The organism is Bacillus sp. UMB0728, assembly GCF_002858875.1.
Lineage (GTDB): Bacteria > Bacillota > Bacilli > Bacillales > Cytobacillaceae > Bacillus_AB > Bacillus_AB infantis.
This window is the reverse complement of sequence record NZ_PKLA01000002.1, coordinates 963,881-990,380: the sequence shown is the minus strand read 5'-3', so window position 1 is coordinate 990,380 and position 26,500 is coordinate 963,881. Positions and strand designations below refer to the sequence as shown.

General features: G+C 46.1%; 28 protein-coding genes and 2 pseudogenes. 9 read left to right on the top strand and 21 right to left on the bottom strand.

Annotated elements, in window-relative coordinates; all coding sequences use genetic code 11:
* Positions 1 to 316 precede the first annotated feature (316 nt).
* The 4 genes from CYJ37_RS10475 to CYJ37_RS10465 form a co-directional block, all read right to left on the bottom strand.
* Positions 317 to 640 (bottom strand): YuiB family protein, encoded by a 324-nt coding sequence (locus tag CYJ37_RS10475; RefSeq protein WP_022544338.1) that lies wholly within the window; start codon positions 638 to 640, stop codon positions 317 to 319.
* A 158-nt stretch (positions 641 to 798) separates the two neighbouring features.
* The gene (locus tag CYJ37_RS27140) at positions 799 to 924 is read right to left on the bottom strand and encodes a YuiA family protein (RefSeq protein WP_022544339.1); all 126 of its coding nucleotides are present in this window, start codon (positions 922 to 924) and stop codon (positions 799 to 801) included.
* 153 nt (positions 925 to 1,077) lie between these two features.
* Positions 1,078 to 1,563, bottom strand: a complete 486-nt coding sequence (locus tag CYJ37_RS10470; RefSeq protein ID WP_022544340.1) for an NUDIX domain-containing protein — start codon at positions 1,561 to 1,563, stop codon at positions 1,078 to 1,080.
* Between the two features lie 108 nt (positions 1,564 to 1,671).
* On the bottom strand, positions 1,672 to 2,889 hold the full coding sequence (locus CYJ37_RS10465) for an NAD(P)/FAD-dependent oxidoreductase (protein WP_009791430.1): 1,218 nt from the start codon (positions 2,887 to 2,889) through the stop codon (positions 1,672 to 1,674).
* A 356-nt stretch (positions 2,890 to 3,245) separates the two neighbouring features.
* On the opposite strand from CYJ37_RS10465, the gene CYJ37_RS10460 reads away from it, so the two are divergent.
* Positions 3,246 to 4,244, top strand: coding sequence for an NAD(P)/FAD-dependent oxidoreductase (locus CYJ37_RS10460; RefSeq protein ID WP_022544341.1), 999 nt, complete (start codon positions 3,246 to 3,248; stop codon positions 4,242 to 4,244).
* A 52-nt stretch (positions 4,245 to 4,296) separates the two neighbouring features.
* On the opposite strand, the gene CYJ37_RS10455 is transcribed toward CYJ37_RS10460, so the two are convergent.
* The 3 genes from CYJ37_RS10455 to CYJ37_RS10445 form a co-directional block, all read right to left on the bottom strand.
* Positions 4,297 to 4,533, bottom strand: coding sequence for a hypothetical protein (locus CYJ37_RS10455; protein WP_022544342.1), 237 nt, complete (start codon positions 4,531 to 4,533; stop codon positions 4,297 to 4,299).
* 110 nt (positions 4,534 to 4,643) lie between these two features.
* Positions 4,644 to 5,330, bottom strand: coding sequence for a hypothetical protein (locus CYJ37_RS10450; protein WP_101549583.1), 687 nt, complete (start codon positions 5,328 to 5,330; stop codon positions 4,644 to 4,646).
* A gap of 102 nt (positions 5,331 to 5,432) precedes the next feature.
* Positions 5,433 to 5,798 (bottom strand): HesB/IscA family protein, encoded by a 366-nt coding sequence (locus CYJ37_RS10445; protein WP_009791435.1) that lies wholly within the window; start codon positions 5,796 to 5,798, stop codon positions 5,433 to 5,435.
* Between the two features lie 194 nt (positions 5,799 to 5,992).
* Between CYJ37_RS10445 and CYJ37_RS10440 the strand changes: the two genes are divergently transcribed.
* Complete coding sequence (locus tag CYJ37_RS10440; RefSeq protein ID WP_101549581.1) at positions 5,993 to 6,685, top strand: DUF2225 domain-containing protein; 693 nt, start codon at positions 5,993 to 5,995, stop codon at positions 6,683 to 6,685.
* A 232-nt stretch (positions 6,686 to 6,917) separates the two neighbouring features.
* Here CYJ37_RS10440 and CYJ37_RS10435 read toward each other — a convergent pair whose 3' ends face one another.
* The gene (locus CYJ37_RS10435) at positions 6,918 to 7,157 is read right to left on the bottom strand and encodes a YuzB family protein (protein WP_009791437.1); all 240 of its coding nucleotides are present in this window, start codon (positions 7,155 to 7,157) and stop codon (positions 6,918 to 6,920) included.
* A 343-nt stretch (positions 7,158 to 7,500) separates the two neighbouring features.
* Here CYJ37_RS10435 and CYJ37_RS10430 point away from each other — a divergent pair, with 343 nt between their 5' ends.
* Positions 7,501 to 8,568: an NAD(P)/FAD-dependent oxidoreductase gene (locus CYJ37_RS10430; protein WP_009791438.1), complete on the top strand. Its 1,068-nt coding sequence runs from the start codon at positions 7,501 to 7,503 to the stop codon at positions 8,566 to 8,568.
* A 483-nt stretch (positions 8,569 to 9,051) separates the two neighbouring features.
* Here the strand turns inward: CYJ37_RS10430 and CYJ37_RS10425 are convergent, their stop codons facing one another.
* Positions 9,052 to 9,378, bottom strand: a complete 327-nt coding sequence (locus tag CYJ37_RS10425; protein WP_101549580.1) for a YuzD family protein — start codon at positions 9,376 to 9,378, stop codon at positions 9,052 to 9,054.
* A 168-nt stretch (positions 9,379 to 9,546) separates the two neighbouring features.
* On the opposite strand from CYJ37_RS10425, the pseudogene CYJ37_RS10420 reads away from it, so the two are divergent.
* Positions 9,547 to 9,759 (top strand): annotated as a pseudogene (locus CYJ37_RS10420) (NifU family protein); the annotation flags it as partial.
* A 72-nt stretch (positions 9,760 to 9,831) separates the two neighbouring features.
* Here CYJ37_RS10420 and thrB read toward each other — a convergent pair.
* From thrB to yutH, 5 genes are all read right to left on the bottom strand, one after another.
* Entirely contained in the window at positions 9,832 to 10,749 is a 918-nt protein-coding gene (gene thrB / locus CYJ37_RS10415) for a homoserine kinase (RefSeq protein WP_101549578.1), read from the bottom strand.
* Positions 10,746 to 11,807, bottom strand: coding sequence for a threonine synthase (gene thrC / locus CYJ37_RS10410; RefSeq protein ID WP_101549576.1), 1,062 nt, complete (start codon positions 11,805 to 11,807; stop codon positions 10,746 to 10,748). The genes thrB and thrC overlap by 4 nt, the downstream gene beginning before the upstream one ends.
* Positions 11,807 to 13,102, bottom strand: coding sequence for a homoserine dehydrogenase (locus CYJ37_RS10405; protein ID WP_094769460.1), 1,296 nt, complete (start codon positions 13,100 to 13,102; stop codon positions 11,807 to 11,809). Before CYJ37_RS10405 ends, thrC begins: the two co-directional genes overlap by 1 nt.
* A gap of 913 nt (positions 13,103 to 14,015) precedes the next feature.
* A complete protein-coding gene (locus tag CYJ37_RS10395) occupies positions 14,016 to 14,984 on the bottom strand; it encodes a 2-hydroxyacid dehydrogenase (protein WP_170939609.1) in 969 nt (322 codons plus the stop codon).
* 109 nt (positions 14,985 to 15,093) lie between these two features.
* A complete protein-coding gene (gene yutH / locus CYJ37_RS10390) occupies positions 15,094 to 16,098 on the bottom strand; it encodes a spore coat putative kinase YutH (protein WP_094769845.1) in 1,005 nt (334 codons plus the stop codon).
* Between the two features lie 197 nt (positions 16,099 to 16,295).
* Between yutH and CYJ37_RS10385 the strand changes: the two genes are divergently transcribed.
* Positions 16,296 to 16,802 carry a phosphatidylglycerophosphatase A family protein gene (locus tag CYJ37_RS10385; protein ID WP_009791447.1) on the top strand — a complete coding sequence of 169 codons (507 nt, stop codon included), beginning with the start codon at positions 16,296 to 16,298 and terminating at the stop codon, positions 16,800 to 16,802.
* 847 nt (positions 16,803 to 17,649) lie between these two features.
* Positions 17,650 to 18,252, top strand: a complete 603-nt coding sequence (locus CYJ37_RS10375; RefSeq protein ID WP_101549570.1) for a kinase — start codon at positions 17,650 to 17,652, stop codon at positions 18,250 to 18,252.
* Between the two features lie 156 nt (positions 18,253 to 18,408).
* On the opposite strand, the gene CYJ37_RS10370 is transcribed toward CYJ37_RS10375, so the two are convergent.
* The 5 genes from CYJ37_RS10370 to CYJ37_RS10350 form a co-directional block, all read right to left on the bottom strand.
* The gene (locus tag CYJ37_RS10370; protein WP_101549568.1) at positions 18,409 to 19,290 is read right to left on the bottom strand and encodes a peptidylprolyl isomerase; all 882 of its coding nucleotides are present in this window, start codon (positions 19,288 to 19,290) and stop codon (positions 18,409 to 18,411) included.
* Between the two features lie 56 nt (positions 19,291 to 19,346).
* Positions 19,347 to 20,576, bottom strand: coding sequence for a S1C family serine protease (locus CYJ37_RS10365; RefSeq protein ID WP_101549566.1), 1,230 nt, complete (start codon positions 20,574 to 20,576; stop codon positions 19,347 to 19,349).
* A gap of 166 nt (positions 20,577 to 20,742) precedes the next feature.
* Entirely contained in the window at positions 20,743 to 21,507 is a 765-nt protein-coding gene (locus CYJ37_RS10360; RefSeq protein WP_022544346.1) for a TIGR01457 family HAD-type hydrolase, read from the bottom strand.
* A 193-nt stretch (positions 21,508 to 21,700) separates the two neighbouring features.
* A complete protein-coding gene (locus tag CYJ37_RS10355; RefSeq protein WP_101549564.1) occupies positions 21,701 to 22,138 on the bottom strand; it encodes a DUF86 domain-containing protein in 438 nt (145 codons plus the stop codon).
* A gap of 25 nt (positions 22,139 to 22,163) precedes the next feature.
* Positions 22,164 to 23,468, bottom strand: coding sequence for an EAL domain-containing protein (locus CYJ37_RS10350; protein ID WP_009791455.1), 1,305 nt, complete (start codon positions 23,466 to 23,468; stop codon positions 22,164 to 22,166).
* Between the two features lie 166 nt (positions 23,469 to 23,634).
* On the opposite strand from CYJ37_RS10350, the gene CYJ37_RS10345 reads away from it, so the two are divergent.
* Positions 23,635 to 23,901 (top strand): DUF3055 domain-containing protein, encoded by a 267-nt coding sequence (locus CYJ37_RS10345; RefSeq protein WP_009791456.1) that lies wholly within the window; start codon positions 23,635 to 23,637, stop codon positions 23,899 to 23,901.
* A 69-nt stretch (positions 23,902 to 23,970) separates the two neighbouring features.
* Positions 23,971 to 24,261, top strand: a pseudogene (locus tag CYJ37_RS10340) (cytosolic protein).
* Positions 24,262 to 24,291: 30 nt separating this feature from the next.
* On the opposite strand, the gene CYJ37_RS10335 reads toward CYJ37_RS10340, so the two are convergent.
* A complete protein-coding gene (locus CYJ37_RS10335; protein ID WP_009791458.1) occupies positions 24,292 to 24,567 on the bottom strand; it encodes a YutD family protein in 276 nt (91 codons plus the stop codon).
* Between the two features lie 126 nt (positions 24,568 to 24,693).
* Here CYJ37_RS10335 and CYJ37_RS10330 point away from each other — a divergent pair, with 126 nt between their 5' ends.
* Positions 24,694 to 25,392, top strand: coding sequence for a YhcN/YlaJ family sporulation lipoprotein (locus tag CYJ37_RS10330; protein WP_009791459.1), 699 nt, complete (start codon positions 24,694 to 24,696; stop codon positions 25,390 to 25,392).
* Between the two features lie 65 nt (positions 25,393 to 25,457).
* Here the strand turns inward: CYJ37_RS10330 and lipA are convergent, their stop codons facing one another.
* Positions 25,458 to 26,396, bottom strand: coding sequence for a lipoyl synthase (gene lipA / locus CYJ37_RS10325; RefSeq protein WP_022544347.1), 939 nt, complete (start codon positions 26,394 to 26,396; stop codon positions 25,458 to 25,460).
* Between the last annotated feature and the right edge of the window lie 104 nt (positions 26,397 to 26,500).

The window sequence follows — 26,500 nt, the reverse complement described above, 5'->3', positions numbered from 1 at the left end:
CAAGTTAATCATTTCCCAACTTTAGAAAAAGTATTCCTGGGAGGATTGGAATTAAGGCAATACCGCGGCTTCTGTATTAGAAGTAAAATTCATATAAAGCCTGCTGTATCAAGGTTTTAGTACAGGAAGGGTATTTCCTAAAAAAAAATTATAAAATTTATGATTCTGAAGTTTTTTAGTCGCCTATCTCAGCCTTTTGTTATATTTTTTAATAGTAGGGTCTGTTGGTATTCTGTATTGATTTTAGACTCATTCATATGAAAAGGTGTGTTTCACAGAGAAAAAAAAACACTCCCAATAGGGGAATGCTTTTACATTAAAACATTCTGTAGCCTTTGCTTCTCAGCAGTTTAATAGTTATACCGGCTGCAACTGCACCAGCCATCCCGCTGCTTAAAATCAGGACATCAGCCATGGCGAGCTCTGACAAAAGCCTTCCCAGCTCAGGAAATGCTTCACCGCTGTTGGTGAAATATTCTATGAAACGGACCTGGTCAACAATCAGGATAGCGATGATTGGATAAATAATGGCCATGATCCAGGACATTCTAAGCAGCATATTCAATATAAAACCGATTCCAAAAAATAAAACGAAAAATAGCAGCATTGAAATTGGCAACACAAAAATAGTCATCTGCACAGGCAGTACCCCCTTAAAACATCACTTTTAAGTGTACTGAATGGCCGAAAGGTAGTCAATTTTAATTTTGTGAACACTTTTTAACAACTATAACTGTTCAGGCCTTGCCGAAGGAAAATCCAGCCACGGAAAAACCCTGCAGTCAGCAGGGTTTTATTTTATCCTTTCTTTTTGCCGGAACCGTTGCAGCAGGTGCATGTTTCAGAGCCGCCTAATAAAAGCTGGAAATAGCCCTTCCCTGAACAATAGTCGCATTCTTTGGTTTCATAAGTCATTGCTGCCATCCTGCTCATCCCCTTTACACACTGAATTTTCTGATAATATATCAAGGATTGAGGAAAATGGAAAGCTTCATATTAGCCGGAAAAGCCCTTCTGTAAACGCATACATGTTAGATTATCTTACAATATCTAATGAATTCTAATAATTTCTGAAAATTATAAAAATAGTTTATATGCGGAGTATCCGAAGTGGTCGCCAGGGTTTACGCCGTCTATCAGCTGTTTGGCAGCCCCTTCATTAAGTTCTGTCAAATACTTGAGGAGGATCGAGGCATCTTCATGGACCGCTGCTTCTCCAGGATCCATAAACTGCACATCCATCAGCTCGCTTTCCTGGACAGTGATGCTTTGGCCTTTTTCAGGCGCCATAAGAAAAAGGATCATATTGTCGCTGACCTCGCCGCGGATCACACCAGTCCTCAGCCCTATCATGCCGACCGGCCTGCTTGCAATGCCCGTTTCTTCCTTTACTTCCCTTACAGCTGCTTCATCGGCAGTCTCCCCTGGATTAACAAAGCCTGCAGGCAGCGACCATTTGCCCTTCAGCCCGCCGTATTTTTTCTTAACTAAAAGCCACTTTCCCTCCGGTGAAATAACCAGGCCTGAAACAGCAAGCCACACTTTGCCACGTTTGCTCTCCATTACGTTTATGACCTCCATGCATAATGATCTTTCTATTGTAGCAGAGCTCTGCTTCTAATTGGTTTTTGGACACAAAAATACCGGGGAAATGATCCCCGGCAGTTTTTATTAAAAGATATTGAATTTGCCTTTTTTCAGGACAAGTCCAGGTCCGCCAATCATGAAGAGGGCACGGTTGTCGATCATCTTCTTCATGAAGGAAGCCTTTGATCCTACCAATTTCTTGCCGAAAGCCACACCAATGGCATCGTCTTCGCCCAATGAACATACTGTACCTTTGATATCAGGAGTGAAGGTCTCAAGCTCACCCTTGTTGCGGATCAGTGCAACGATATTGCGCGCGCATACCTCTCCCTGCTGCATGGCGATTTGGGCAGTAGGAGGATAAGGACGGTTGATTTCTTCATTGATGATCAATGAGCAGTCGCCGATGATGAATAGATCTTCATGGCCAGGAACCCTTAGGTCAGGCTGAACCTTTACACGTCCGCGCATCGCTTCAATGCCGGAATTTTCGATGATGGAGTTGCCGCGAACACCTGCAGCCCAGACGACAGTGCCTGCTTTGATGTGCTCAACTTCTTCGTCGCCTTTTCCGACCGTGATTCCATCTTCATTGCATTCTTTGATGGCAGTGCCAATCAGGAATTGAACACCCTTTTTCTCCAGGTGGGAGACTGCATAGTTGACAAGCTCAGGGTCAAAGCCAGGAAGGACCGTAGGAGCAGCTTCAACACAGATGATCTTAACCTTGCTGTAGTCCACATCATATTCCTTGCACAGCTCAGGCACTCTGTTTGCCAGCTCGCCAAGGAATTCAATGCCTGTGAAGCCGGCGCCTCCGACTACAATTGTCAGCCTTTCATCCTTTTTCTCTTCTTCAGTATTGTAAGTGGCAAATTGATATTCAATATGCTCGCGGATCTGTCTTGCAGCATTCACATTTATAATAGAGAAAGCATGTACATCCAGGCCTTTGATGCCGAATGTTTCCGGCTCAGCACCAAGTGAAACGACCAAGTAGTCATAGGTTACTTCGCCTTCCTCGAGGATGACCTTCTTTTCTTCAGTTTTAATTTCAACAGCAGTACCCTGGACAAATTCGATTTTGTTTCGGTCAATGACATTTTTAACATCATAGCGAACTCGATCGTGATGAAGAGTACCTGCAGAAGCTTCGTGCAGCCAAGTCGTTTCATAGTGATAGTCATTCTTGTTCACTAATACGATTTCTGCTTCATTCACTCCAACCTGCTTTTGCAAACGTGTTGCCACCATCAATCCGCCGTAGCCGGCACCTAGAATTACTATTTTTGGCTTTTTCAAAGCGTATCACTTCCACCTTTATTAGTATTTTCGAAAACTCTTCTGCTTTTTCTTATCTTCCACTGCTTTATGAGTTTTTATTTTATAAGTACAAGAAAAAGTTTGTGATATTCTTCACGAAGCAGAGCAAAAAAATGTCCGAAATTTGTCACAAAGTTTATGTCTATAATACATAATATTCTTTTTTCCGCGGTTTTTCAAGGTTAAAAGCAGAATATATCCTATTGAGAAAATTAAGATTTTTACGCAATTTTTCTCATTATTCCAACAACTTTCAGTTCTGCTATGTGAGGTTTTTCATTATTTATGATATGATGAAGGCTAGAAATGTTACTACATATGTTGAGGTGATTAGTGTGAAGGAAGATCAGACAATCTATGATATAACGATTATCGGCGGAGGGCCTGTCGGGCTGTTCACTGCTTTTTACGGCGGCATGAGGCAGGCCTCTGTTAAAATAATTGAAAGCCTTCCCCAGCTTGGCGGGCAGCTGTCAGCTCTTTATCCGGAGAAATACATATATGATGTAGCCGGTTTCCCGAAAGTGCGGGCACAGGAGCTCGTCGATAATTTAAAAGAGCAGATGAAGAAATTCGAACCTACGGTATCGCTTGAGCAGTCGGTTGAAAAGCTCGAAAAACAGCCGGACGGCATTTTCAAGCTAACCACCAACAGCGAAATCCACTATACAAAGACGGTCATCATCACGGCCGGAAATGGCGCATTCCAGCCGCGCCGCCTTGAGCTTGACTCGGCTCCGCAATATGAAGGCAAGAACCTGCACTACTTCATTGATGACCTGAATCATTTCTCCGGGAAGAAAGTGGTTGTATTCGGAGGAGGCGATTCAGCAGTAGACTGGGCCTTGATGCTTGAGCCTATCGCAGAGAACGTAAAGATCATCCACCGCCGCGACAAGTTCCGCGCCCACGAGCACAGTGTAGAAAACCTTCACAATTCCAAGGTTGAAATCAAGACTCCGTTTGTTCCTGCCGAACTGATCGGCAATGAGGAGGGCATTTCCCAGGTGATCATCCAGGATGCCAAAGGGGAAGAAAAAGAAGCCATCGATGTTGATGCCGTCATCGTCAACTACGGCTTTGTTTCATCGCTTGGCCCGATCAAAGAGTGGGGCCTGGAAATTGAAAAAAATAATATTGTCGTCAACAGCAAAATGGAGACAAATATCCCGGGCATTTACGCAGCCGGCGATATTTGCACCTATGACGGCAAAGTGAAGCTGATTGCTTCCGGTTTCGGAGAAGCGCCGACTGCAGTGAACAATGCTAAGGCCCTTATTGATCCTAAAGCACGGGTGCAGCCTCTGCACAGCACGTCCATGTTTGATAAATAATCAATAAAATGGCCCCGCCGGAGAGAAACTCCGGCGGGGCCGCTTTTATTTCTTACCAATAGTGTCTGCGTTTTCTGCGGCGGTCTGTTTCTGCCCCGGCTACGTCATCAGCCAGGCAGCGCCTTACAGCCCTGCAAAATTCCTCACTGTCAATAAAGGCCTCAACCCTTACCTTAAAGTCATCATCGCGTTTCTTGTGATGACAGTCAGATGCACCAGCCACATCATCCTGCTTCCAGTGCCTGTTGCCCGATAAGCCTGCTACATTGTCATTATACCAGCAGCCCATAGATTCACCCCCTCTGCAGCAAGATATGTTTCATCTTATGCATGAGGGAGACAAGCCGGCAGTGCGAACATCCTTTTTCTGAAAAAATGGATGCTGCCCGGCAGCCCAATTTAGTACAATCCTGACCCTTCGAGGATTTCCCCTCCTGTTCTATCTACAGCAAACCATGCGGAAGCATCCCCATCTTCCTTCGGGCGGCTCCACGCTGCCACAAAATGGACCTGGCAAAGTTCACCCTTTCTTATTTCCGGGATTGGAACTGCAATCGCATTTGGCAAATACCTGACGATTTGGATTTGTGAAATTTCATCTTCAGCATAGAATGAGTCCGGCATCATATCCTTTATTCTTGACCTTTGAACTAAGGCAGCCCCATCCTCTGTGCCAAGAGTGAGCTTCCATTCCCCATACTCCCAGGTCATCGCCTCGAGCCTTTCTCCGCTGTCCGGCCACCCGGCGCTTCCTATTGGTTCCATCTCTGCTTGAAATATACAGTCCCTTAAATTATGACAAGCTCTCAGCCTCCAGACGGCAGCAGCTGCTTTTTCTATTTTCATATGTGATGGAATCCTGGTGTCAGGTTCGCAGAGGAGAAGCTCGGCTATGTAATCCTTATGTGAATATCTCAGCAAGAGTTCTCCATTTTCCAGCCTATAGCAGGAAGGTTTGCTATGGCACCTGGATGGGACTTGGCCATTGATTCGGAGGTCAAATGCAATGGCTCCTGCCGGCGTCTGGATAATCGGGCTGCACCCAAACTCGCTCTCAGACTCCTGCGTATTTTGAAAAAGCTTCATTTTTTAACCCCCCCTTCTCTTTTTCCATGTAAAAAACGCTTCCTGATATGCTCGATTGAGGTCAGGAAGCGTTCTGTAAGGTATATGATGACAATTAAGGAATCAGCAATTTTCAGGTGTCCCTGCATTCTTGGCCGTTCTAAACGAAGAACCGCAGCCGCAGGAAGCGATGGCATTAGGGTTGTCGATCGTGAATCCGCCGCCCATCATGGATTGCTTATAGTCGATCTTTGTGCCGTTAAGGATGGCAGCATCTTCCTTGCTTACAAGGATTTGCAGGCCATGGAGCTCGAACTGGGCATCGTTTTCTTCAACTTCATGCGCAAAGCCCATGCCGTATGACAACCCGCTGCAGCCCCCTCCTTTTACTGCAACACGCAGGAATGCATTTTCCTCTTCATTTTGCTTCATCATATCTTTAATTTGAAAAGCCGCAGCTTCAGTAATTTCAACAATTTGGTTTTCCATTTTAAATCCTCCTTAATCTTGAGGTTTTTACTCTTATATATAGTATATACAGACTTTGAGCGGGACTCAACTGAGCAGGCTTCAATTTTAGGGCCCTTTTATCAAATCCGCTCCTGAATTAGAACTTATTACCTAAAACACCCTGTTGTTTATGGTATAATAAACCCACTATTTTATAATGGAAGGTGAGAAAATTGGCCATACTGGAGCCATTGTATGAAAAAAGCTACAGCTGCCCTGTATGCAAGAACAACTTTACAAGCCAGAAGGTCCGTTCCCGCTTCGTAAAAATCAAAGGCTATGACACTGATTTTCTTCCTTTTTATGACTCAGATGCAAGCAATCCGATATTCTATTATATACAAGTATGTCCTCAATGCGGCTTTTCGTTTTCCGAGGAATTCAGCCCATATTTCCCCCCGGGTTCAAAGGAACAGATTGATGAAAAGATCACGAGCCAATGGAAGCCCAGGGACTTCGGCAGGAAGAGGAGCAGGAATGAAGCAATCCAGACATACAAGCTGGCTGTCTACTCAGCACTTTTGAAGAAGGAAAAGCATGTGTCCATCGCGGGATTGTATATGCGGCTTGCCTGGCTGTACAGAAATGGCGGCGATGAGACACAGGAACAGCGCTTTATGAAATTGGCTGCCCATGAATATGTGGAATCCTATTCAAGCGGTGATTACCAGGGCACGCAGATCTCTGAAACCAGACTTCTATACCTCATTGCAGAACTTTCAAGGAAAATAGGCAGCGATGGCCAGGCAATCAAGTTTTTCTCCAAGGTAATCGAACAGCAAAGCCGTTCGCTTGAGCCGGGGATCATTGATATGGCAAGAGAACGCTGGCATGAAATGAGGGAAAGCAGAAGGCAGACCTGCTGATGTCTGCTCCTTCAAGAACAAAAGCGCAAGCGCCTTGATCACCCCCGACAAGCATAAGACGAACCTCCCGGAAAGGCATTCTTTGCCTTTTTGGGAGGTTTGGCTTATGACCACGAGGGGGTAGGCGGTGGAGCTGGACGTGGATCAAGCATTGAAAAGTATCCACAAGTCTTCCAATTTATAAATTCCTTAACTATAAGAAAAAGGCCGCATCGATATGCGGCCTTTTATATTAAAACATCGGATTTTCATCCAGGAATTGATATATGTTTTCCACCAGTTCCTCCGGCGTCTCTCCTGTTACAACCTCACCGTTCACCAGGGCATATAAAGAGCTTGCACATTTTCCGCAGTACCCAAGGCAGCCATACTCAATCACATCCAGATCCGGGTCCTTTTCAAGGATTTCCAGGGCCTTCTGCGCACCGCTTGCCAGGTTGCTGATGCAAAATTCTATGATTGGCTGAATCACATCTATTCACCTCTCTACTAATTGTTAATGTACTTGGTTTCAGGCAAAAACGCAAGCAAAGGCATACTGTCACATACACAGTAAGCGCTGGATTATCATTATTGGATGATTGAAGGGCGTATAATGTCGACTTTTGCCTGGATTATTCAGATATGTGTTGTGATTTAGCTATAATTTCGTTATACTTTTTATGTTGTTTCATGAATATTCTTGTGAATTAATATTCTAATTATTTTGCTAATATAATAATGTAAACGTTTAATTCTTATTCTGTCATTGTGTTCTATTATTTTAATATATTACTATAGCTGCTTACATACTGGACAAAAGGGGAAATTTGGTTATGAAAAATCTTGTCATACTTGGCGGAGGATATGGCGGCATGAGAGCTCTTGCCCGTCTGCTGCCAAACTCATTGCCGGAAGATACAAGCATTACACTGATTGACCGGGTACCTTACCACTGCCTTAAAACTGAATATTATGCACTAGCAGCAGGAACGATCTCTGATCAGCATGTCCGGGTTGCTTTCCCTGAGCATCCGCGCCTTAAGATTAAATATGGAGAAATCTCGGGGATCGACCTTGAAAAACAGCAGGTAAACCTGGCAAATGAAACTCCTGTTTCCTATGATGACCTTATCATTGGACTTGGGTGCGAGGATAAGTACCATAATGTCCCTGGGGCAGATGTACACACCTACAGCATCCAGACAATCGAAAAATCACGCCGCACTTATGAAACATTGAACAATCTGTCGCCGGGGTCTGTCGTTGCCATCGTTGGGGCAGGACTGAGCGGCGTTGAACTGGCATCCGAGCTGAATGAAAGCCGGCCGGATCTGAAAGTGAAGCTGTTTGACAGGGGAAATCATATTCTTTCCGCTTTCCCTGAAAGATTAAGCACTTATGTAGAAAATTGGTTTGACAATCACGGAGTGGAAATCATCAACAATTCCAACATTACCCGTGTAGAAGAAAACATCCTTTATAACCATGACGAGCCCCTTCAGTGCGATGCCATTGTATGGACAGCAGGCATTCAGCCAAGCAAGGTTGTCCGTGACCTGCCGGTGGAAAAAGATGCACAGGGCCGTGTCGTGCTTACCAAGCACCATAACATTCCCGGCAATGAGCATGTGTATGTTGTAGGAGACTGCGCAAGCCTGCCGCATGCACCAAGTGCACAGCTTGCCGAAGGCCAGGCAGAACAAATTGTCCAGATCCTCCTGAAGCGCTGGAAAGGCGAAGAGCTGCCAGAATCCCTGCCGGTCATCAAGCTGAAAGGCGTCCTTGGCTCACTCGGCAAAAAGCATGGCTTCGGCCTTGTCGCCGAAAGACCGATCACAGGCCGCGTCGCCAGACTGCTTAAATCCGGAATTTTATGGATGTACAAATATCATAATGGCTGATCAAGCAAACCAAAGGAGTACGGATGGAAGATCCGTACTCCTTTTTAATTTTAATGTGAATGTATAACTGACCTTATTTATAGATCTGAAAAATGCCACAGAGAGCAGAATCTCTGTCATTCAATTCAAAGCCGATTGAATGAAGTGTGCCTGGAACGGAATCACCAGTCTCATTTAACAATTTATAACGAAGAGACGTTAAGATAAGCGACCTTCCTTTTTTATTTGAATGACCTAATTAGGAAAGGGGAATTGCCCAATTAATTTTCAGAACCTGGTGATTGGAGTGCAAGGCACGCAGACTCCTGCGGGATTGAAGCGGCAGAGCTGAGACCCCGCAGGAGCTTACTCTGAGGAGGCTCAGCGCCGCCCCGCGGAAAGCGAAGTGCCTGGAATGGAAATCACCGCCCCCATTCAAAAAGATACTCCGTATTTCAACAAAAAAGCGACCCTGATACACACAGGCCCGCTTTTCCCCATTCATCAGGCTGGCGTATAACCGTAAGCCTCCATCTTGGCAAAAATCGTTTTCAGCTTCGGATTGCCCTCACCGACCACTTCATCGCCGATCAAAACGACCGGATAAAACATATCCTCCTCAATCACCCGCATCGCAAAGTCCCTCCTTGCCTCATCATCAGGAGGATTATGTATATCCACATAACTGATGGAAAAAGGCTGATCAGCAAACTTCCGGCTGACCGCAGCCTCCAGCCATTCATACGTCTCTTTAGATGATGGCAGATTCACACAGCTTGGGCATAACTGCTCTGCCCCGTATACAACGATTTCAACTGACCTTCTGTCCATTTTTTCCACCCCTTTATGTCTATTTTAACTGATGGAAGTTTAATATTCATATAGAAAAAAAATTAACGATTATTGGATTTGGGGATTGGGGAATAGATTTTTGGCTCGACAGTGATTATAATAAGAGTAGGAAAGGAGTCGATTTTAATGGAACAAGATATCATTTCAGATGTTCAGGAAGTATTAGATAAATTGCGTCCGTTTCTTCTTCGCGATGGAGGAGACTGTGAATTGGTTGATGTAGAAGATGGCATTGTTAAGCTTCGTTTACTTGGAGCTTGCGGCAGCTGCCCTAGTTCAACCATTACTTTAAAAGCAGGGATTGAACGTGCTCTTTTAGAAGAAGTTCCTGGAGTTGTCGAAGTAGAACAGGTATTCTAAGAAATTCCAATAATAAAGCGATCACGCCTCGGGCGGATCGCTTTTTTTTATGGGAATCTCAGCTCTTACATATTAACGGCCTGAAACTGCATGCCGGGATACTGTACTGCCCTTTTGATCAATGGATAAGCGCAGCACATCCATCTGCGGCAGTATCCTGCTGAGAGCATCTGCAGCTTGATCTCCCTTTTCAGGGGCAATGAAGCAAACCACTGCAGGCCCCGCTCCGCTCAAGGCGGTTCCGAAGACGCCAAGAGCTGCTGCTTTCTCTTCAATCATGTCAAGATGGGGAACAAGCTTCCTCCTGTAGGGCTGGTGATACAAATCTTTCTGCATCATCTTCCCAGCCAGCTCATAATTGCCCTGAAGAAGAGCAGCAATGAGTAGATTGGCCGCAGCGCCGGCCTGAACCGACTCCTGGTGGGTCAAGCTTGCCGGAAGAGCCCCCCTCGATTCTTTTGTCAGCAGCTCCTCCTGGGGAACGACTGCCAGCACCTCAATGCCAAGATGTTGGAAAGCGGCTGCCAGCACCTCTTCCCCTGTCTGATAACCAATCACCAGCCCGCCAAAGAGAGAGGCCCCCACATTGTCCGGATGCCCCTCCATCCGCCCTGCGATGCACAGCTTTTCATGCCGGGAAAGCCCTAAGCCGCATAACGAGTCAGCCAGTTCAATACCGGCGACAATGGCTGCTCCGCTTGAACCAAGCCCCCTGGCCAGGGGAATGTCGCTTTTCACCCTTAAAATACAGGGCGGGAGATCCGCTGAATAATGTTCGGCTGCCTTCTTTGCAGCCTGGACAATCAGATGCCGGCTGTCCCTTGGGAAGCCCTCCAGGCAGCTGCTTTCCGGCACCACCTCCCATTGGCCGGCACGCTCTGCTTCAACCGTCAAATATAGACTCAGGGCAAGGCCGACAGAATCAAAGCCAGGCCCAAGATTGGCCGTACTTGCCGGCACCCTGATGGTAAGCATCTCTCCCTCCATCATGAATGCACGGCTCCCCTGATATGGCCCGCAACCGCTTCAAGCTCGTTTGGAAGAAGGATCGGCTTCACAAGGCTTGTATCGATTGCGGTGTTCGGATCTTTCAGCCCGTTCCCTGTAAGAACTGCAACAACTCTGCTGCCATGCGGTATTTCCCCTTGGCGCAGCTTTTTATAGATGCCGGCCAGCGATGCACAGGAAGCCGGCTCTGCAAAAATGCCCTCTGAAGCTGCAAGCTTGCGGTATGCCCCAAGGATTTCCGTATCGCTGACTTCATCGATTTTCCCTTCTGACTCGTCCCTCGCATCCACGGCCAGCTGCCAGCTCGCCGGGTTTCCGATCCTGATGGCGGTAGCGATTGTTTCGGGCTCTGCAAAGATTCTGTCATGGACAATGGCCGCCGCCCCTTCCGCCTCAAAGCCAAACATCCTTGGAAGGCCGGTCTGTTTTGCGCGGTTGTACTCTTTAAAGCCTTTCCAGTAGGCACTGATATTTCCGGCATTGCCTACAGGGATTGCGAGAATATCAGGGGCACTCCCAAGCTGGTCGCAAATCTCGAAGGCAGCCGTTTTCTGCCCTTCCAGCCTGTATGGATTGACAGAATTCACAAGAGTGACAGGCTCCGTTTCGCTGATGCTGCGGACCATGGCAAGAGCCTCGTCAAAATTGCCTTCAATTGATATAATTTCCGCTCCGTACATGATTGCCTGTGCAAGCTTACCCATGGCAATCTTGCCTTCAGGAATGACAACTATGCATCTCATCCCGGCCCTTGCCGCATATGCTGCCGCTGCGGCAGATGTATTCCCTGTTGATGCACAAATGACCGTACTGCTGCCGGCTTCCTTTGCTTTGGCAACAGCCATGACCATGCCGCGGTCCTTGAATGAGCCGGTCGGATTGCTGCCCTCCGTTTTCACATACAGTTCGATGCCCCATTCCTGGGATATCCGGTTCAGCTTGATCAGCGGTGTATTGCCTTCATTTAGGGAGAGCATCGGTGTTTCATCATTCACCGGCAGATATTCCTTGTAGGCAGACAAAAGTCCTTCCCATCGCATCAGCTTCCACTCCCCTCTACTCTGTATGAGCTCTCAATCGTTTTTACAGCAGGCAGGTCCTCTAAGCTGGACAGGATGTCCTCATAATCCTTCAAAGAAGATTGATGGGTGACGAGGACGATTTCGGCCAGCCCCTTTTCTTCCACAGGCAGCTGCAGGATTTTTTCAAGACTGACGGAATGCTTGGAAAAAATAGATGTCAATTCGCCAAAGACACCCACTTCATCTTTAACATGGAGCCGCAGGAAGTATTTAGAGTATATTTCGGACGGGTCTTTAAGCTTCTTCGGATACTGCGGGCTGACAGCGCTCTTCCCGTTCACGCCCAGCCTCAGATTTTTCATGACACCGACAAGGTCCGAGACAACTGCTGTAGCAGTCGGCAGGCTCCCTGCACCAGGGCCGTAAAACATCGTTTCTCCAACCGCTTCCCCGTATACATAGACTGCATTATACTCATTATTCACCCCGGCAAGCGGATGGGATTCTGCCAAAAGCGCCGGCTGCACGCTGACCTCAACCTTCTCCCCTTCGCGGTGGGCAATGCCGATCAGCTTCATAGTATAGCCGAGCTGCTTTCCGTACTGCAGATCTTCTTCCGTTACCCCTGTGATTCCTTTTACTTTCACATCATCCAGATCAACTTTCATCGAGAAGCCGAGTGTGGCCAGGATCGCCATTTTCCTTGCAGCATCCAGCCCCTCCACATCTGAGGTCGGGTCGCTTTCGGCGTATCCGAGCTCCTGGGCTTCCTTCAGCACATCTTCATAGGCGCTGCCATCCTGGCTCATCTTCGTTAAAATATAATTGGTTGTCCCATTAACGATGCCCATCATTTTAGTTATCCGGTCAGAGGCCAATCCATCTGCAAGCCCTCTTAAAATAGGGATTCCCCCGGCAACACTGGCTTCATAAAACAAATCGCAGCCATTTTCTGAAGCAGCAGTCAAAAGCTCTGAACCGTACAATGCCATTAAATCTTTATTGGCTGTTACAATATGCTTTTTATTCGCAAGCGCTTTAAGGAGATGCTTCCTTGTATCCTCAATCCCCCCCATGACCTCAATGATAATATCGATATCCGGATCATCAATAATTTCCTCCGGGCTTCCTGTGAGCAGGGAGGCTTCAATATCCACTTCGCGCTGCTTATTCAAATCCTGCACCAGCACTTTTTTAACCTCAACCGGACAGCCTACCTGATGCATCAGCTTATCCTGGTGGTTTTTAATGATTTTCACAACACCTGATCCGACAGTTCCCAATCCTAACAACCCAACTGAAATAGCTTCCACTCTATATCCCCCTCACCGTTGTTCTTTTTAGGTGTACATTTGTATTTGTATAGTAGACATTATAGAATTCGGAAGATAATTTTACAATAGGAAATATTCAGAATTATATTTGTGGAATCGCTTACTGTGCTGAGACTGTAGGTGTTTGGCGATTTGAGATTTTTTCTTTAGACGAAGGCTGTGTAGTGGATTATAGCTTACATGGATGAGAAATCTATGGCATGTTGCCCCCTGTCCATGACACTAGGATTTTCGCTCTGTCATGTAAGGGACTTTTTCGGTATACATGTCATGTGCTTTTTTCGCTCGGTCATGTATCTAGTGACTCCTCCCGGATACATGACACCTCCATTTTTTACTTGGTCATGTATCCAGTAGCTTTTTCGGGGTACATGACATTTGTTTTTTTCGCTCGACCATGTATCCAGTGACTCCTCCCGGATACATGACACCTCCATCTTTTACTCCGTCATGTATCCAGTAGCTTTTTCGGGGTACATGACACCCGTTTTTTTCGCTCGGTCATGTATCCAGTGACTCCTCCCGGATACATGACACCTCCACTTTTTACTTGGTCATGTATCCAGTAGCTTTTTCGGGGTACATGACACCCGTTTTTTTCGCTCGATCATGTATCCAGTGACTCCTCCCGGATACATGACACCTCCATTTTTTACTCGATCATGTATCCAGTAGCTTTTTTGGGATACATGACATCCGCTTTTTTCGCTCGGTCATGTGTCCACTGGCTCCTCCCGGATACATGACATTGAAATTCATGATCTGACTTACCCCTGACAACCCTATGGAAACACCAGCCTGTATCTCCGCCAATAGCAATATCCCCCTCCACAGCCCGGCCACTCCTCCACTAAACCAAAAGCCCGGCAAAAAGCCGGGCCTCCTTCAATCATTAAATATGTACCGGCGTTTTTGCCTGCTTGCCTGATAAAACAAGATTGATGTTTTCAGCGCAAAGCCTGGCCATCTCCATTCTGGTTTCCGTGCTGGAGCTGCCGATATGCGGAAGGGCGACAACATTGGACAGACTGAGGAGAGGATGGTCCTTTCCAATTGGTTCTTTTACAAAGACGTCAAGCCCGGCTCCGCTGATTTCCCCATCAAGAAGAGCACGGTAAAGTGCGTCTTCATCCACAATGGCGCCGCGGCCTGCATTAATGAAGATGGCGGAGTTCTTCATTCTTCGGAAGGCCTCTTCGGTGAAAAGATTTTTCGTCGACTCATTCAGCGGTGCAAGGCATACAACATAATCCGACTGCTCGCACAGCTCCTCGAATGAAGCGTAGACAGCTCCGAGCTTTTCTTCCGCCTCAGGCCTTCTTGATCTGTTATGATAAAGGATGTTCATGTCAAAGCCTTTTGCCCGCTTTGCCACAGCCTGGCCGATATTCCCCATTCCAACAATCCCGATGGTCTTATGATGGATATCCTGGCCGGCAAGAAGGAGCGGACTCCAGCTCTTCCATTTCCCCTCTTTCACATATTCTGCGCTTTCCGTGATCCTCCGGGCTGCCGCCATTAATAAAGCAAAGGTCAGATCAGCTGTAGTATCAGTAAGCACATCAGGGGTATTCGCCACAGTGATCCCTTTTTCCGCTGCAGCCTTCACATCAATATTGTCATAACCGACTGCAAGGTTGGCTACAACCTTCAATCGGTGCGCTTCCGCCAGCAAATCACCATCTATGGAATCTGAAAGCATCGTAAGCAGCGCCGATGCCTCTTTAGCCTTTTCCCTGAGAACCTCTGCCGGAACAGGTATGTCTTCCTTATCCCACATCTCCACATGATAATGCTCTTTTAAGCCGGAAATCGTTTCTTCCGGCAGCTTTCTTGTAATATACACTCTATCCTTCATCAATCATATGCCTCCCAGCAGTTTGCCGTAAAAGTTCAGTACCTCCCCATTATAAAAGGAAGAAATGGCAATTCAAAGGAAAAGCCCTTTCACAGCCCTGCTGAGTCCGCTATCATTTCAGCCAGTCTACAGGAGGGAGTTTCATTTTGGCAGCAGGGACTTCTGCCATCTCAAAAAACTTTCCCAGAAACTCTTCATGGTCGCCTGTATGCTGCAGGAAACGGCCCAGCTGCTCTTCTGAAAGATGCCTTTGATGCTCTGTCGGATTCCCATAATAATTCTCAATGCACTCAAAATAGTGAAGCGGGAACAGAAGGCGTGCATACAGCAGCCGCCACGAAAAAGAGGTCAGCGGCTCAACTGTCTGGTACTCCTTCAGATACTGTGATAGCCCTGGCTGATAAGTTTTGATGTTCCGGAAGTACCTTTCCCTGGACCATTCTGCCAGATCGCGGCTTGCATGATCAAAGACCCAGTCAAACGGGCTTTTGATCAGATAATCATCACTTCCCCATGTGGAGGAAACAAAACGCTCATGGCAGACAGTCCCGCTGTCCGCAGGCCCTGGCTCATCATCCAGCTCTGCATCAGCCAGATATTGGATGGAGTTCTCGGCCAGGCCCATATAGTAGGGGAATGTTTCCAGAAACATCCGGTCCAGTTCATGCTCCGGCTGCTGAAAAAGCATGCTATTCCAAACCTTCTCCATCTGATCCAGCCTCTTTTCCCAGAGCTGCTTCCACTGCCCGATCCTGCTTGTCCGGGTGATCGGTGAGGAAATAAGCCTGCCGCGATAATGGAACTTGGCAAGCTTCCTGCCAGACTGATAGCCTTTGCGCGGCTGGGCATTCGGGCACTTCAATACACAATAGCTCTTTTGCTCCCACACGCTTGAGTGTTTACCTTCAGTTGTCTGCAGGAAAGTGCTTACAGTCTTATCGCCGGTTTGCTGCAGATGGCTGGCAATCAGGCTAAGCTCCGCCAGATCCTCTTCCTCCAGGCCAACCTCCATCGGTATATAAAGCTGGTTATCCTTTTTGAACGCTTCATGCAGCCCGATTCTCAATTCTTCCTCCGCCTGTATGCCAAAATGTTGCTTAAGCATTTGCCTGAGCATAGAAACACCTCTTCATTCGCTAATCGCTTATATCTCATTATATGTGCCCGCCGCAAAAACTTGTTTGTTTCTTGCATAACCCATGCCTTCAGGGAAAAAATGAAGTAGACAGGCCACGGGAGCCGCATGTCCTGTTTAGGTATATTTGCGGCTGTGCCGGTATATACATTAGAAAAAAACAAGAAAAGGTGAGGCAAATGTCTGAAGAACAAAAAGAAGTTGTTGACCTGACAGAACAGACAGCCCGCAGATGGCTGCTTGAAAGAGGGGTAACCGTACAGGATATCGCAGATTTAGTTTTCTTTCTTCAGGAAAAGTACCACCCTAATCTTGAAATGAAGGACTGCCTTCACAACGTTGAGCGCGTCCTGTCCAAAAGGGAAGTCCAAAACGCCATCCTGACCGGGATCCAGCTTGATATGCTCGGTGAAAAAGGAATGCTTGACCAGCCTCTCCAAAAAATCATAGAAACCGATGAAAGTCTCTATGGCGTCGACGAAGTACTCGCTTTCTCCATCGTCAATGTCTATGGCAGCATCGGTTTTACCAACTACGGATATATCGATAAACTGAAGCCCGGCATCCTGAAAGACCTAAACGATAAATCCTCCGGCAAATGCCACACCTTCCTGGACGACATCGTAGGCGCCATCGCAGCAGCCGCCTCAAGCCGCCTGGCCCATGGCGCTGCTAAAGTCGAATAGAAGAATAAACAGCCTTCTGTTGGTAAGGTTTCGGTTTTGAAGTGCCAAGTGCGGATTGGCAGTGCATTTCGCAGACTTTTTAGCAATAATATTTACACACAAAAAAGCTCGGAGCCATTATGCTCTGAGCCTTTTTATAAAAATAGCATGCTGTTGAAGGTAAGCACCCTCATTGTTTAATAACCAATTCATTATGAGTCAAGAATACCTTTTAAAAGAGCAATTTTTCCCCATACCCCCCCCCCTGACCAAAAGAGCCGACTCCAGGAACAGGATGAGGTTCAGCGCGGGTTGACAATAAGCGGAGAAATTCCCGCTAATTTAAATAGAGCTCTAAAATCAGCTTAAATAGAAGGAGAAATTCCGCCTATCGACCCAAAAAAAAGGATAATCGACCATTTTGCTTCGCTTAACCGGAAAATCTCCGCTTATATAGACCCATTCATGGCATATTAACAATTTAACAGGAAAATCTCCGCTTATTAATAGCCCGAGGAAATTTAGCTTTCCCCCACGGAAAGCAAAGTGCCTGCAACGCCCCTTTAAAAACAAAAACTCATCAAAAAAACGTCCCGTTTTCCTAAAGAGAAATCACCCAAAAAATTATAAAAACCCTGTTGACTGGAGTGGAAGGCACGCAGACTCCTGTGGGAAATAGCGGCAGAACTGAGACCCAGCAAGAGCTCGCTCCAAGGAGGCTCAACTTCGCCCCACGGAAAGCGAAGTGCCTGCAACGCAAATCAACAGCTCCCTTTCAGGCAGTATTTTTACAATCCTGGAAAAATTGTACACAATAAAAATTCCATGCTAAGATTTCAGAGATAACAAGAAACGGGAGGAACGGAAAATGGATATCAACCACCTGAAGCAAGCAATCGAAAAAGGGCTCCAAAACGACCGGTTCATCCTCGGAATAGATGGACTCAGCCGCTCAGGAAAAACCACACTCGTCAATAGGCTCAAACAATGGCTGCAGGCAGAAGGTCACCCCGCAATCATCTTTCATCTCGATGATTATATAGAAGACCGCAATAAAAGATACAACACAGGAAACGAAGAATGGTACGAATACTACTCCCTTCAATGGGATGCAGAACACTTAAAGCAGGAGCTGTTTTCAAAAGTACATACCGGAAAAGAACTTACCTTAAGGCTCTATGTCGAACAAAATGACAGCCATTTTCTTAAAAATACCACCATTCCCCGGAAATGCCTCATCATCATCGAAGGCGTCTTTCTGCAGCGTCCTGAATGGAGAAACTATCTTGATTATATCGTTTACCTGGACTGTCCGAGAGAGACAAGATTCAAACGCGAAAAAGAAGCCACCAGACAAAAAGTGGACAAGTTTGAAAACAGATACTGGAAGGCGGAAGATCATTACTTAGAAACTGTCCGGCCGCTGGAAGGGGCAGACTTGGTCGTCAGCCAGCCGGTGCAGCCTGTTTAAACTTACACGCAAAAGCCTGATAGACTGTCTATCAGGCTTTGTCCAACATGATTTCTCTAATTAAATCGGGAGCCACTTCCCCATATTGGAACCTAAGCTCTTTCGTTTTGCTAATTGTCTATTATCCAGGAATAAGAGGGAAGGCTGCTCCAAATCTTAGGCATTCCTATTTTTCTCGATTTTATATTCTTCCTTTTTCTCTTCAAGCCAGTTATAGTACTCAGTCTGCATCCTTTCGTCAAAAAGTGCCTTTTTCGCTGCTTCTTTGCTGTCTTCGTACACAGCTTCTTTTGCTTCCTTTTTATCTTCCACTTTAATGATATGGTAGCCGTAATCGGTTTTGACTGGCCCGCTTATTTCATTAGCTTTCAACGCAAAGGCAGCTTCCTCAAACGCGGCTTCCATTTCTCCCTTTCCGAAATAGCCGAGCTCGCCGCCTGATTCGGCATTGGAAGCATCGGTGGAGTATTCTTTTGCCAGATCGGCAAATTCTTCTCCTTTGTCCAGCTTGGATTTGACTTCTTTTGCTGTCGCTTCATCTTCAACTAGGATATGGCTTGCCTTTACCTGCTCCTGCTGGGCATACTGATCTTTATTTTCTTCAAAATAAGCTTTGATTTCATCTTCTTTTAAATCAATTCGCGGCTCGAGGAGCTTTTCTGTTTTTAAGTATTTTTCAATATCCTCTGCTATTCCGGCTTCTGTAACACCACTCTGTTCAAGTGCAGCTTTGAAGCCCTCCTCCCCGCCATATGATTCTTTCAGATTTTTCAGCTCTTCTTCTTTTTCCTTGTCGCTTATTGTTACTTTTTCCTTCTTTGCCTCCATTTCAATGATCTTGTCCGTTACAAGCGCGTCCAGAGCCTCATCTCCATATTGCTTGACCAGCAGGCTGTAGAGCTCTTCTTTTTTTATACTTTCGCTGCCCACACTTGCTACAGCCGGCTCCTTTGAAAGAAAGAAGGCAGCAGTACCTGCAGCTGCCAAAATAAGCACCAATATCCCTAATCCGATTTTCTTTGTTAAAAACCCCATCATAACTTCCTTTCCAGTCTATTATTTAAAATGTCGGCATACAGTCCGGCGGCGGACTTTTAATCTGTAATTGTTTTTGTCCCCAATTCCATAGTGATATTCATTTTTTCACCATTTCGGTAAAGTGACAGCTCCGCTTTATCGCCTGTTTTCAGCTTGGTATACAGATACTTCCTAAAGTCATCCGGACTGCCAATCTCTGTATCATTAATGGCAATAATCACGTCTCCCGTTTTCAGGCCTGCCTTGGCTGCAGCAGATTCAGGATCAATATTGGCAATGAATGCTCCTTTGGTTACATTCTGCGGCAGGTTTTGCAGATACCCTTGAGGGACTTCCTGAAGACCGGCAAGACCGACCCCTGCATAAGGACGCTCTACCTTGCCATTTGCCATGATTTCCTCCACGATCGGCTGAAGATCATTGGAAGGGATGGCAAAACCAAGGCCTTCTACCCCGCTTTCGGAAATTTTCAGACTGTTGATGCCGATTACTTCCCCTGCAGTATTTATCAATGCCCCGCCGCTGTTCCCCGGATTGATTGCTGCATCTGTCTGGATGACATTCATATCCCAGCTGCCGGCAGAAGTATCAACAGAGATTGAGCGGTCCACCGCACTGACAATCCCCTGTGTGACTGTTCTTGAAAGGTCAAGACCGAGCGGGTTTCCTATCGCGAGCACCTGGTCTCCAGGCCTCAGCTTGGATGAATCACCAAAGCCCAGCAGAGTATCGGCATACTTTTCATCCATCCTCAACACTGCCAAATCTGTCAGTGCATCTGCTCCGACTAGCTCTGCAGTTGTTTTCTGGCCGTCATGAAGGGAAATATCAATCTTGCTGGCCCCCTCGACAACATGGTTGTTTGTCAGGATATAGGCGCTTCCATTCTCTTTTTTAAATATCACACCTGAGCCTGAACCGCTTTCCACCGTTTGGCTGGTGTTTGAAAATTGATTGGCTCGATTCTCCGATTTCACGATTCCCACAATCGCTTTTGATGCACCTTCGACTATATCAGCAAGAGAGCCTTCTGTATGAGCACTAGTCTGCTCAGGAATGATGCCCGTTTTATTGGCATCAGCGGCGCTGGATGCCTGTCCTCCTGAAACATCCTGGCTTGCGGCTGCCTGAGGGAATTGGTCCCTAATATAATCAGTGTAAGGTGCCGCATACAATGTCAGAGCAGAACCGACCACCCCGGCTGCAACAACTGACAGTATGCCTTTGCCCTTCCTTAGCTTTGATTTAGTTTCTTCCTGGTTATATTTGTCATTGGAATCCATCATTCTGAATCCTCCTAATAGATTATTTAATACTTTGCTTGATTTTTATATTACCGGGCAAATATGACCAAACTGTTACCAAATTGGGAAGGGATGCAGAAGAATATGGGAAGAAATCATACAAAAAAAAAGACCGCAGAATTTCTGCAGCCATTCTTTCGTGCCTTTATTAAAACTTCCATTGGTCGAGCGAATCCATGACATATGTCGGCTTCTTTTCATAACCTTCGAGCAGTTCCTTTGTTGTCACGCCGGTATGGACAAGAAGGGTATCCATTCCCGCATTCATCCCTGCCAGAATGTCGGTATCATAGTTGTCGCCTACCATCAATGTCTCGTCCTTGCTGGTGCCGATTACCTTTAATGCCTGCTCCATGATGATTGACTCCGGCTTGCCGATGAACAGCGGTTCGGTTTGAGTTGAAACAGTGATTACAGAGGTGATGGATCCATTGCCCGGAAGAAAGCCCCTTTCAGTCGGCAGCGCGATATCTCCATTTGTGGAAATGAATTTTGCGCCCCTGCGCACGGCCAGACAGCCGATGGCAAGCTTTTCATAGTTGATTGAACGGTCGATTCCCACAACAACATAATCTGCATCTTCATTTGCAAATGAAAGGCCTTCATCTTCAATCGCCGTGCGGATCCCTTCTTCTCCAATGACATATACAGAGGCATCCTTCTTTTCTTCCGCAATAAAGCTTGCTGTTGCCATGCTTGTCGTAAAGACCTGCTCTTCTTCAGCAGGTATATCAAAATCCCTCAGCTTCGCAGCAACCTGCTGGGGAGTGCGTGAAGAGTTATTGGTCACGAACAAATAAGGAATGCCTCTCTCTTTGAGCTTTTTGACGAAATCAGCGGCTTCCTGGATCAATTCTGTTCCACGGTACATAGTCCCATCCAAATCAATTAAATAGCCTTTATAATCCTTCAAAATATCCAACTCCTGCCTGTAATTGCCTCATTCTATTTTGTTTTGCCCCTGTTTAAAATTAAAATGCAAAAAAAGCTCTTTTCCAAGAGCCTTTTTTGACTAGCGTCTTATTCTGCCAAGGCCAAAACCATAAGGTCATGGCTTTAGTATAAAGGAAAAGGCTTTTCCCTCCAAAGGATTCAGCTTTCTCCGGTCAGTTCTTGAATGCCGATACCGGTCCAAGTTCATTGAGGATATATGACCTTACAGCGGGTGCGAATCTTTTAATATCATCCAGATGATCAGCAAAAGCTTTCTGCAGCTCCGTGTGGCTGATGCTTGTATAGTTTTGGACCAGTTCCTTGCGGTATTGGATGATCGCTTTATAGCTGCCTGCCATATCACTTGAGATCACTTTTTCATCTTCAAGGATATCCACGATATCTTCATAGCTGCCCGGGTCCCTCATAATAAAGCCGTCTATTATGCTGTTGCCGACATCAAGGATCGCTTCGATCAGCAGATGGGAAACTCGTTCCAGTGCTGCCCTTTCAATCTCACTGTCCCAATTGTCCTTTCCCTCGAAAAGGGCAGTTTGCTTTTCAAAAAATACGAGTATCTCTTCAATCTTTTCCCTGTCCACAAAATACATAAAGGTTCATCCTTTCAATTGACCCCTATGATGACAACAGGCCTTTTTGAAGCAGATCAGGCCGGGCATAAAAATAACCCTGTGCCAGGTCCACTTTATTGCGGAAGAGGACAATCGCCTCCTCTTCGCTTTCAATACCTTCTGCCACCACCAGGGAGCCGGTTTCTTTTGCCACCAGGAGCAGGCCTTTAAGCATGGATTCCTTTACCGTATTTTTGTCGATATTCTGAATGACGGAACGGTCGATCTTGATGATGTCCGGCATGATTTCCGTAATAGAGTTCAAGCTGGCATATCCTGCTCCTGTATCATCGATGGCAATCCGGAATCCTAAAGTCCTGAGTACCTTTATATTGTAAATAAAATACTCCATTCCTTCAATTGAATCCCTTTCAGTCACCTCGATTGTCATCTGGCGAGGGCTGATCCCTTTATGCCTGGCAAGCAACTTTTTAATGTCCCTGACAAAAAGCTGGTTGCCCAGGGTGATCGGTGTGAAGTTAATGAAAATATCCTGCTGGCAGCCGGTCGTTTCAATCTGTTCGAGTATCTTTTCCATCACGATCATTTCAAGGTCATAAAGCATGCCTGTCTGCCTTGCGACTGAAAAGAGCTGAAGCGGATTTTCAAGCGGGGTCCCCTCCGGACCGCGGGTCAGCATCTCCCATGCCTTCACTTCCTTTGTAGCCACATCAAGAATAGGCTGGGCGAGAAGGCGGATCTCTTTCTTTGCGACGATTTTGCTCATGCTGTACAGCATTTCATTGAAATCGGACTGCACCCTTTTTTCCGCCATGGCAAGTGCCTGCTGATGGGCCTTCAGTACGGCTTCTTCTATAGAATAATGCTTTTTCTCAATAAACATGTATCCGGTTTCAATCTGAGGATTGACTGCCGGATGGCTCAGCAGGAGATTCCGTTCTGATTCCCTGAGGATTTTCTTCATAATTCCCTCAATCTCCGAGATGCAATAGCGTTCATGCCCTACCTCAATGAAAAGAGTAAGCCCGTCGCTGTAATGATCATGAAGGAGAATAACCTCCTCTTCCTTCAATTCACCCTGGATTGTATGGCAGAACTCCCTTTTAATGCTGGATATGTAAGCAAAATAGCCGGTTTGGCCAAGCTGGTCTGAAATCTCTCTCAGATTCTTGATAGTAAAGACCGCGACAGCTACCTCAGATCCTTTACGGAATGCCCGTTTGACACCCTGGATGATCGGGTCCCTAAGGATGAACTGGGGAGGATAATAACGGATGCTGGATAGCGGGAATACAATCTTTCCCCAGTTGAAAAAATTGCGGAGCTTTTGTCTGCTTTTATGGACCATTTGTCTCATTCCTCTCAGGAGTCGGCATTTTTCATGAATCTATTGTACCATAATTTTCAAGAATCCGTTTTTTTCATTACGGTAAATAGAATAAAATCACAGTGCTTCAAGTGGGCAGCTTCTGATAAGATAAGGATAATAAGAAGCTCAAGGAGGAATCGGCAGGATGTCCGAAAGATTTTTTTTATATGATGATTTAGAAGAAACGAAAACAAGATTCGTCAGTTTTATGGGTGAAAACCAGCGCTTCGACCTCGCCATTATCCAGTCGTCCCGCTATTATGGAAAGCAGCTTGTCCTTGATATCCAGGGCAGCCGGTTTGCCATCATCGGTCCCGATGACCTGAAAGAAGAAGGATACCTTGAATTTGCCTTTAAGCTGTCTGAAGAAGATGCGGAAGAGCTGCGGTCATTCTTATATGAAATGATTTAATGCCTTTTTGCGCCATCTTGCCCCTTATATCTTGTGAAGGAATGCAGATACTAGGCAGGAGGTGATAGAATGAGCGATGATAAAGAAAAAGAAACTTATACTGACTTTTCAAACGTGGAGACCCAGCGCAATTTCCTTGTACCTGAAACGCTTCCGGAAGGTCCTTATGGCTCTCCGAGAGGGAAGGATCAGCCTGTCGAGAATAAAAGTACCCCTTGACGGGAGGGCCAGCGCTATTACAGCGCCTTTAATTATGAGTTCAAATCCCTCCATCAAAACCTCCCGAGGCAGATGGAGGGGGCCCACCCGACCCATGATGATCCAGATAAGAATGAAGAGCCGCCATATACCTCAAAATAAGACAAAACAAGAGCCGTTCATCGGCTCTTGTCAGGCTTTTATCTTTTTTACAACAAAGTATGGGCACCCAAAATTGCAATACTCATAAAGATATTCAGTCAGCGTGCTTATCTTCGTATCAAAAGTGGCTTTCTGGTTCTGGTCGTCAAAAAAGCCCCTGAGCCTCAGCTGCCCATAGCCCCAGTCCCCCACAATATAATCATACTTTGTCAGGATCTCGCTGTACCTTCCTCGGAAGGCCTCTTCATTAAACCCATCTGTTCTCTCTTCAATCAGCTCATAACAGATATTATTGATGCAAACCATGTCTATCACCTCTCATGTCTCTTTGCCTTTTCCCTTCCTGCTACTTAAATTATAACTGATTCCCCATCAATTACTAAGAAAAAAAAGTATACACATGGTCATGATAGTAATGAGGGGGTGTTTCAATTGAAGAAGTCCATCATCATAATAGGTATTTGCAGCCTTTCAGCTCTTGCTGCCTGCCAGAACTTTTCCTCCAAGGATGAAATGTATGAGGAAAGCGGCAATACGATCAACGTGAATGATCAGCGTCCTGAATTGTACAACCAGAATTACAGGCGCGGCAATAATATGAGCGAAAGCTATGGTTATGTCCGCCACCAAAGAAGCCCGATCCCGGGAGACAACTCTTCCAATGACCATTATGCTGCCATCAACCGGGAGCAGGTTGCCGATATCATCGCCAAATATTGCACAGATGTCCCTAATGTCGATGATGTATCAGCTCTTGTAACGGATGAAGAGGTCCTGCTTGTATATGATACAGATTCAAAGGACCGTGCTGAAACAGCAGACCAGGTGAAAAAAATGGCCATGTCAGTCATACCGCGCTGGTACCATGTATACGTTTCCGACAACACCAACTTACGCAAAAATGTGGAAAATTATGCGACCATGGATTCAGACAGCCGCAACATGGAATATGCCATCAATGAAACGATTAAAGAAATGCTTCAGTCACCGCAGGGCAGAAAAATGTCCTCAGGCGAAAATGAAAACGGTGAAGCACAGGGTGAAATGAATGACGATACTGATCATGACGATATTAGCGAAGCTTTGGACAAAACGAAAGCAAAAAAGGGCAGCAGCCCTCAAATGAAATAATGATATGACTGAAAAAGAGTTCAGCAAGCGCTGAACTCTTTTACTATCTTTACCCATTTTCCGCTTTAAGCCTGCTGGACGCTTTGCTCCTCGCCCATCAGCTGCTTTTGCTTCGCTGCAGCGTTGACCTGCTCATCGGCATGGTAGGAAGAGCGCACCAGAGGGCCTGCCTCGCAATGGCTGAAACCTTTGCTCATGGCAATTTCCTTCAGCTCCTGGAATTCATCCGGATGGTAGTATTTCTGGACCTTTATGTGCTTCTTGGTAGGCTGCAGATACTGGCCGATTGTCATGATATCTACATCATGGGCGCGAAGGTCATCCATCGTTGCGATGATTTCTTCTTTTGTTTCGCCAAGGCCGATCATCAGGCTGGATTTTGTAGGGATATCAGGCTGCATTTCTTTTGCGCGCTTCAGGAATTCCAATGAGCGCTTATATGTAGCACGTGCACGGACTCTTGGAGTCAGCCTTTCAACCGTTTCAATATTATGGTTCAGGATATCAGGGCGGGCATCCATCAGCATTTTAAGGTTTTCATAAACACCGCCCATATCTGAAGGCAGCACCTCAATGCTTGTGAATGGGCTCTTGCGGCGGATCGCCCTTACGGTTTCAGCAAATACAGCTGCGCCTCCGTCCTTAAGGTCATCCCTTGCTACAGCTGTAACAACTGCATGCTTAAGGTTCATCAGGGCAACAGAGTCTGCCACTCTTTCCGGCTCCTGTAAGTCCAGCTCATTTGGAAGGCCTGTTTTAACCGCACAAAAACGGCATGCACGTGTGCATACGCCACCCAGGATCATGAAAGTTGCCGTTCTTCTGACTGCCCAGCATTCATGAATATTCGGACACTTTGCTTCCTCACAGACGGTATGAAGGTTTTTTTCCCTCATCATTTTTTTGAGGCCATTGTAATTTTCATTCGTATTTAATTTTATTTTCAGCCATTCAGGCTTGCGGATATATTCTTCTTTTTGGCTCACTATTCCCACTCCATCCATTCAATCTTGTCCCCAGAAAACCGGACTGATTTAGACTTCATGATGTCACTTTAACATAATGAAGAAGGCAGAACAAGCCATTCCTCTCATCATTACCATTAATT

Bases quoted from the DNA above. Each gene is read 5' to 3' on its own strand.
- CYJ37_RS27140 (WP_022544339.1), bottom strand. From the start codon at position 924: ATGGCAGCAATGACTTATGAAACCAAAGAATGCGACTATTGTTCAGGG.
- CYJ37_RS10470 (WP_022544340.1), bottom strand. From the start codon at position 1,563: ATGGAGAGCAAACGTGGCAAAGTGTGGCTTGCTGTTTCAGGCCTGGTT.
- CYJ37_RS10455 (WP_022544342.1), bottom strand. From the start codon at position 4,533: ATGGGCTGCTGGTATAATGACAATGTAGCAGGCTTATCGGGCAACAGG.
- CYJ37_RS10450 (WP_101549583.1), bottom strand. From the start codon at position 5,330: ATGAAGCTTTTTCAAAATACGCAGGAGTCTGAGAGCGAGTTTGGGTGC.
- CYJ37_RS10445 (WP_009791435.1), bottom strand. From the start codon at position 5,798: ATGGAAAACCAAATTGTTGAAATTACTGAAGCTGCGGCTTTTCAAATT.
- CYJ37_RS10430 (WP_009791438.1), top strand. From the start codon at position 7,501: ATGAAAAATCTTGTCATACTTGGCGGAGGATATGGCGGCATGAGAGCT.
- CYJ37_RS10425 (WP_101549580.1), bottom strand. From the start codon at position 9,378: ATGGACAGAAGGTCAGTTGAAATCGTTGTATACGGGGCAGAGCAGTTA.
- thrB (WP_101549578.1), bottom strand. From the start codon at position 10,749: ATGATGGAGGGAGAGATGCTTACCATCAGGGTGCCGGCAAGTACGGCC.
- thrC (WP_101549576.1), bottom strand. From the start codon at position 11,807: ATGCGATGGGAAGGACTTTTGTCTGCCTACAAGGAATATCTGCCGGTG.
- yutH (WP_094769845.1), bottom strand. From the start codon at position 16,098: ATGCTCAGGCAAATGCTTAAGCAACATTTTGGCATACAGGCGGAGGAA.
- CYJ37_RS10385 (WP_009791447.1), top strand. From the start codon at position 16,296: ATGTCTGAAGAACAAAAAGAAGTTGTTGACCTGACAGAACAGACAGCC.
- CYJ37_RS10375 (WP_101549570.1), top strand. From the start codon at position 17,650: ATGGATATCAACCACCTGAAGCAAGCAATCGAAAAAGGGCTCCAAAAC.
- CYJ37_RS10370 (WP_101549568.1), bottom strand. From the start codon at position 19,290: ATGATGGGGTTTTTAACAAAGAAAATCGGATTAGGGATATTGGTGCTT.
- CYJ37_RS10365 (WP_101549566.1), bottom strand. From the start codon at position 20,576: ATGATGGATTCCAATGACAAATATAACCAGGAAGAAACTAAATCAAAG.
- CYJ37_RS10355 (WP_101549564.1), bottom strand. From the start codon at position 22,138: ATGTATTTTGTGGACAGGGAAAAGATTGAAGAGATACTCGTATTTTTT.
- CYJ37_RS10350 (WP_009791455.1), bottom strand. From the start codon at position 23,468: ATGGTCCATAAAAGCAGACAAAAGCTCCGCAATTTTTTCAACTGGGGA.
- CYJ37_RS10345 (WP_009791456.1), top strand. From the start codon at position 23,635: ATGTCCGAAAGATTTTTTTTATATGATGATTTAGAAGAAACGAAAACA.
- CYJ37_RS10335 (WP_009791458.1), bottom strand. From the start codon at position 24,567: ATGGTTTGCATCAATAATATCTGTTATGAGCTGATTGAAGAGAGAACA.
- lipA (WP_022544347.1), bottom strand. From the start codon at position 26,396: ATGGATGGAGTGGGAATAGTGAGCCAAAAAGAAGAATATATCCGCAAG.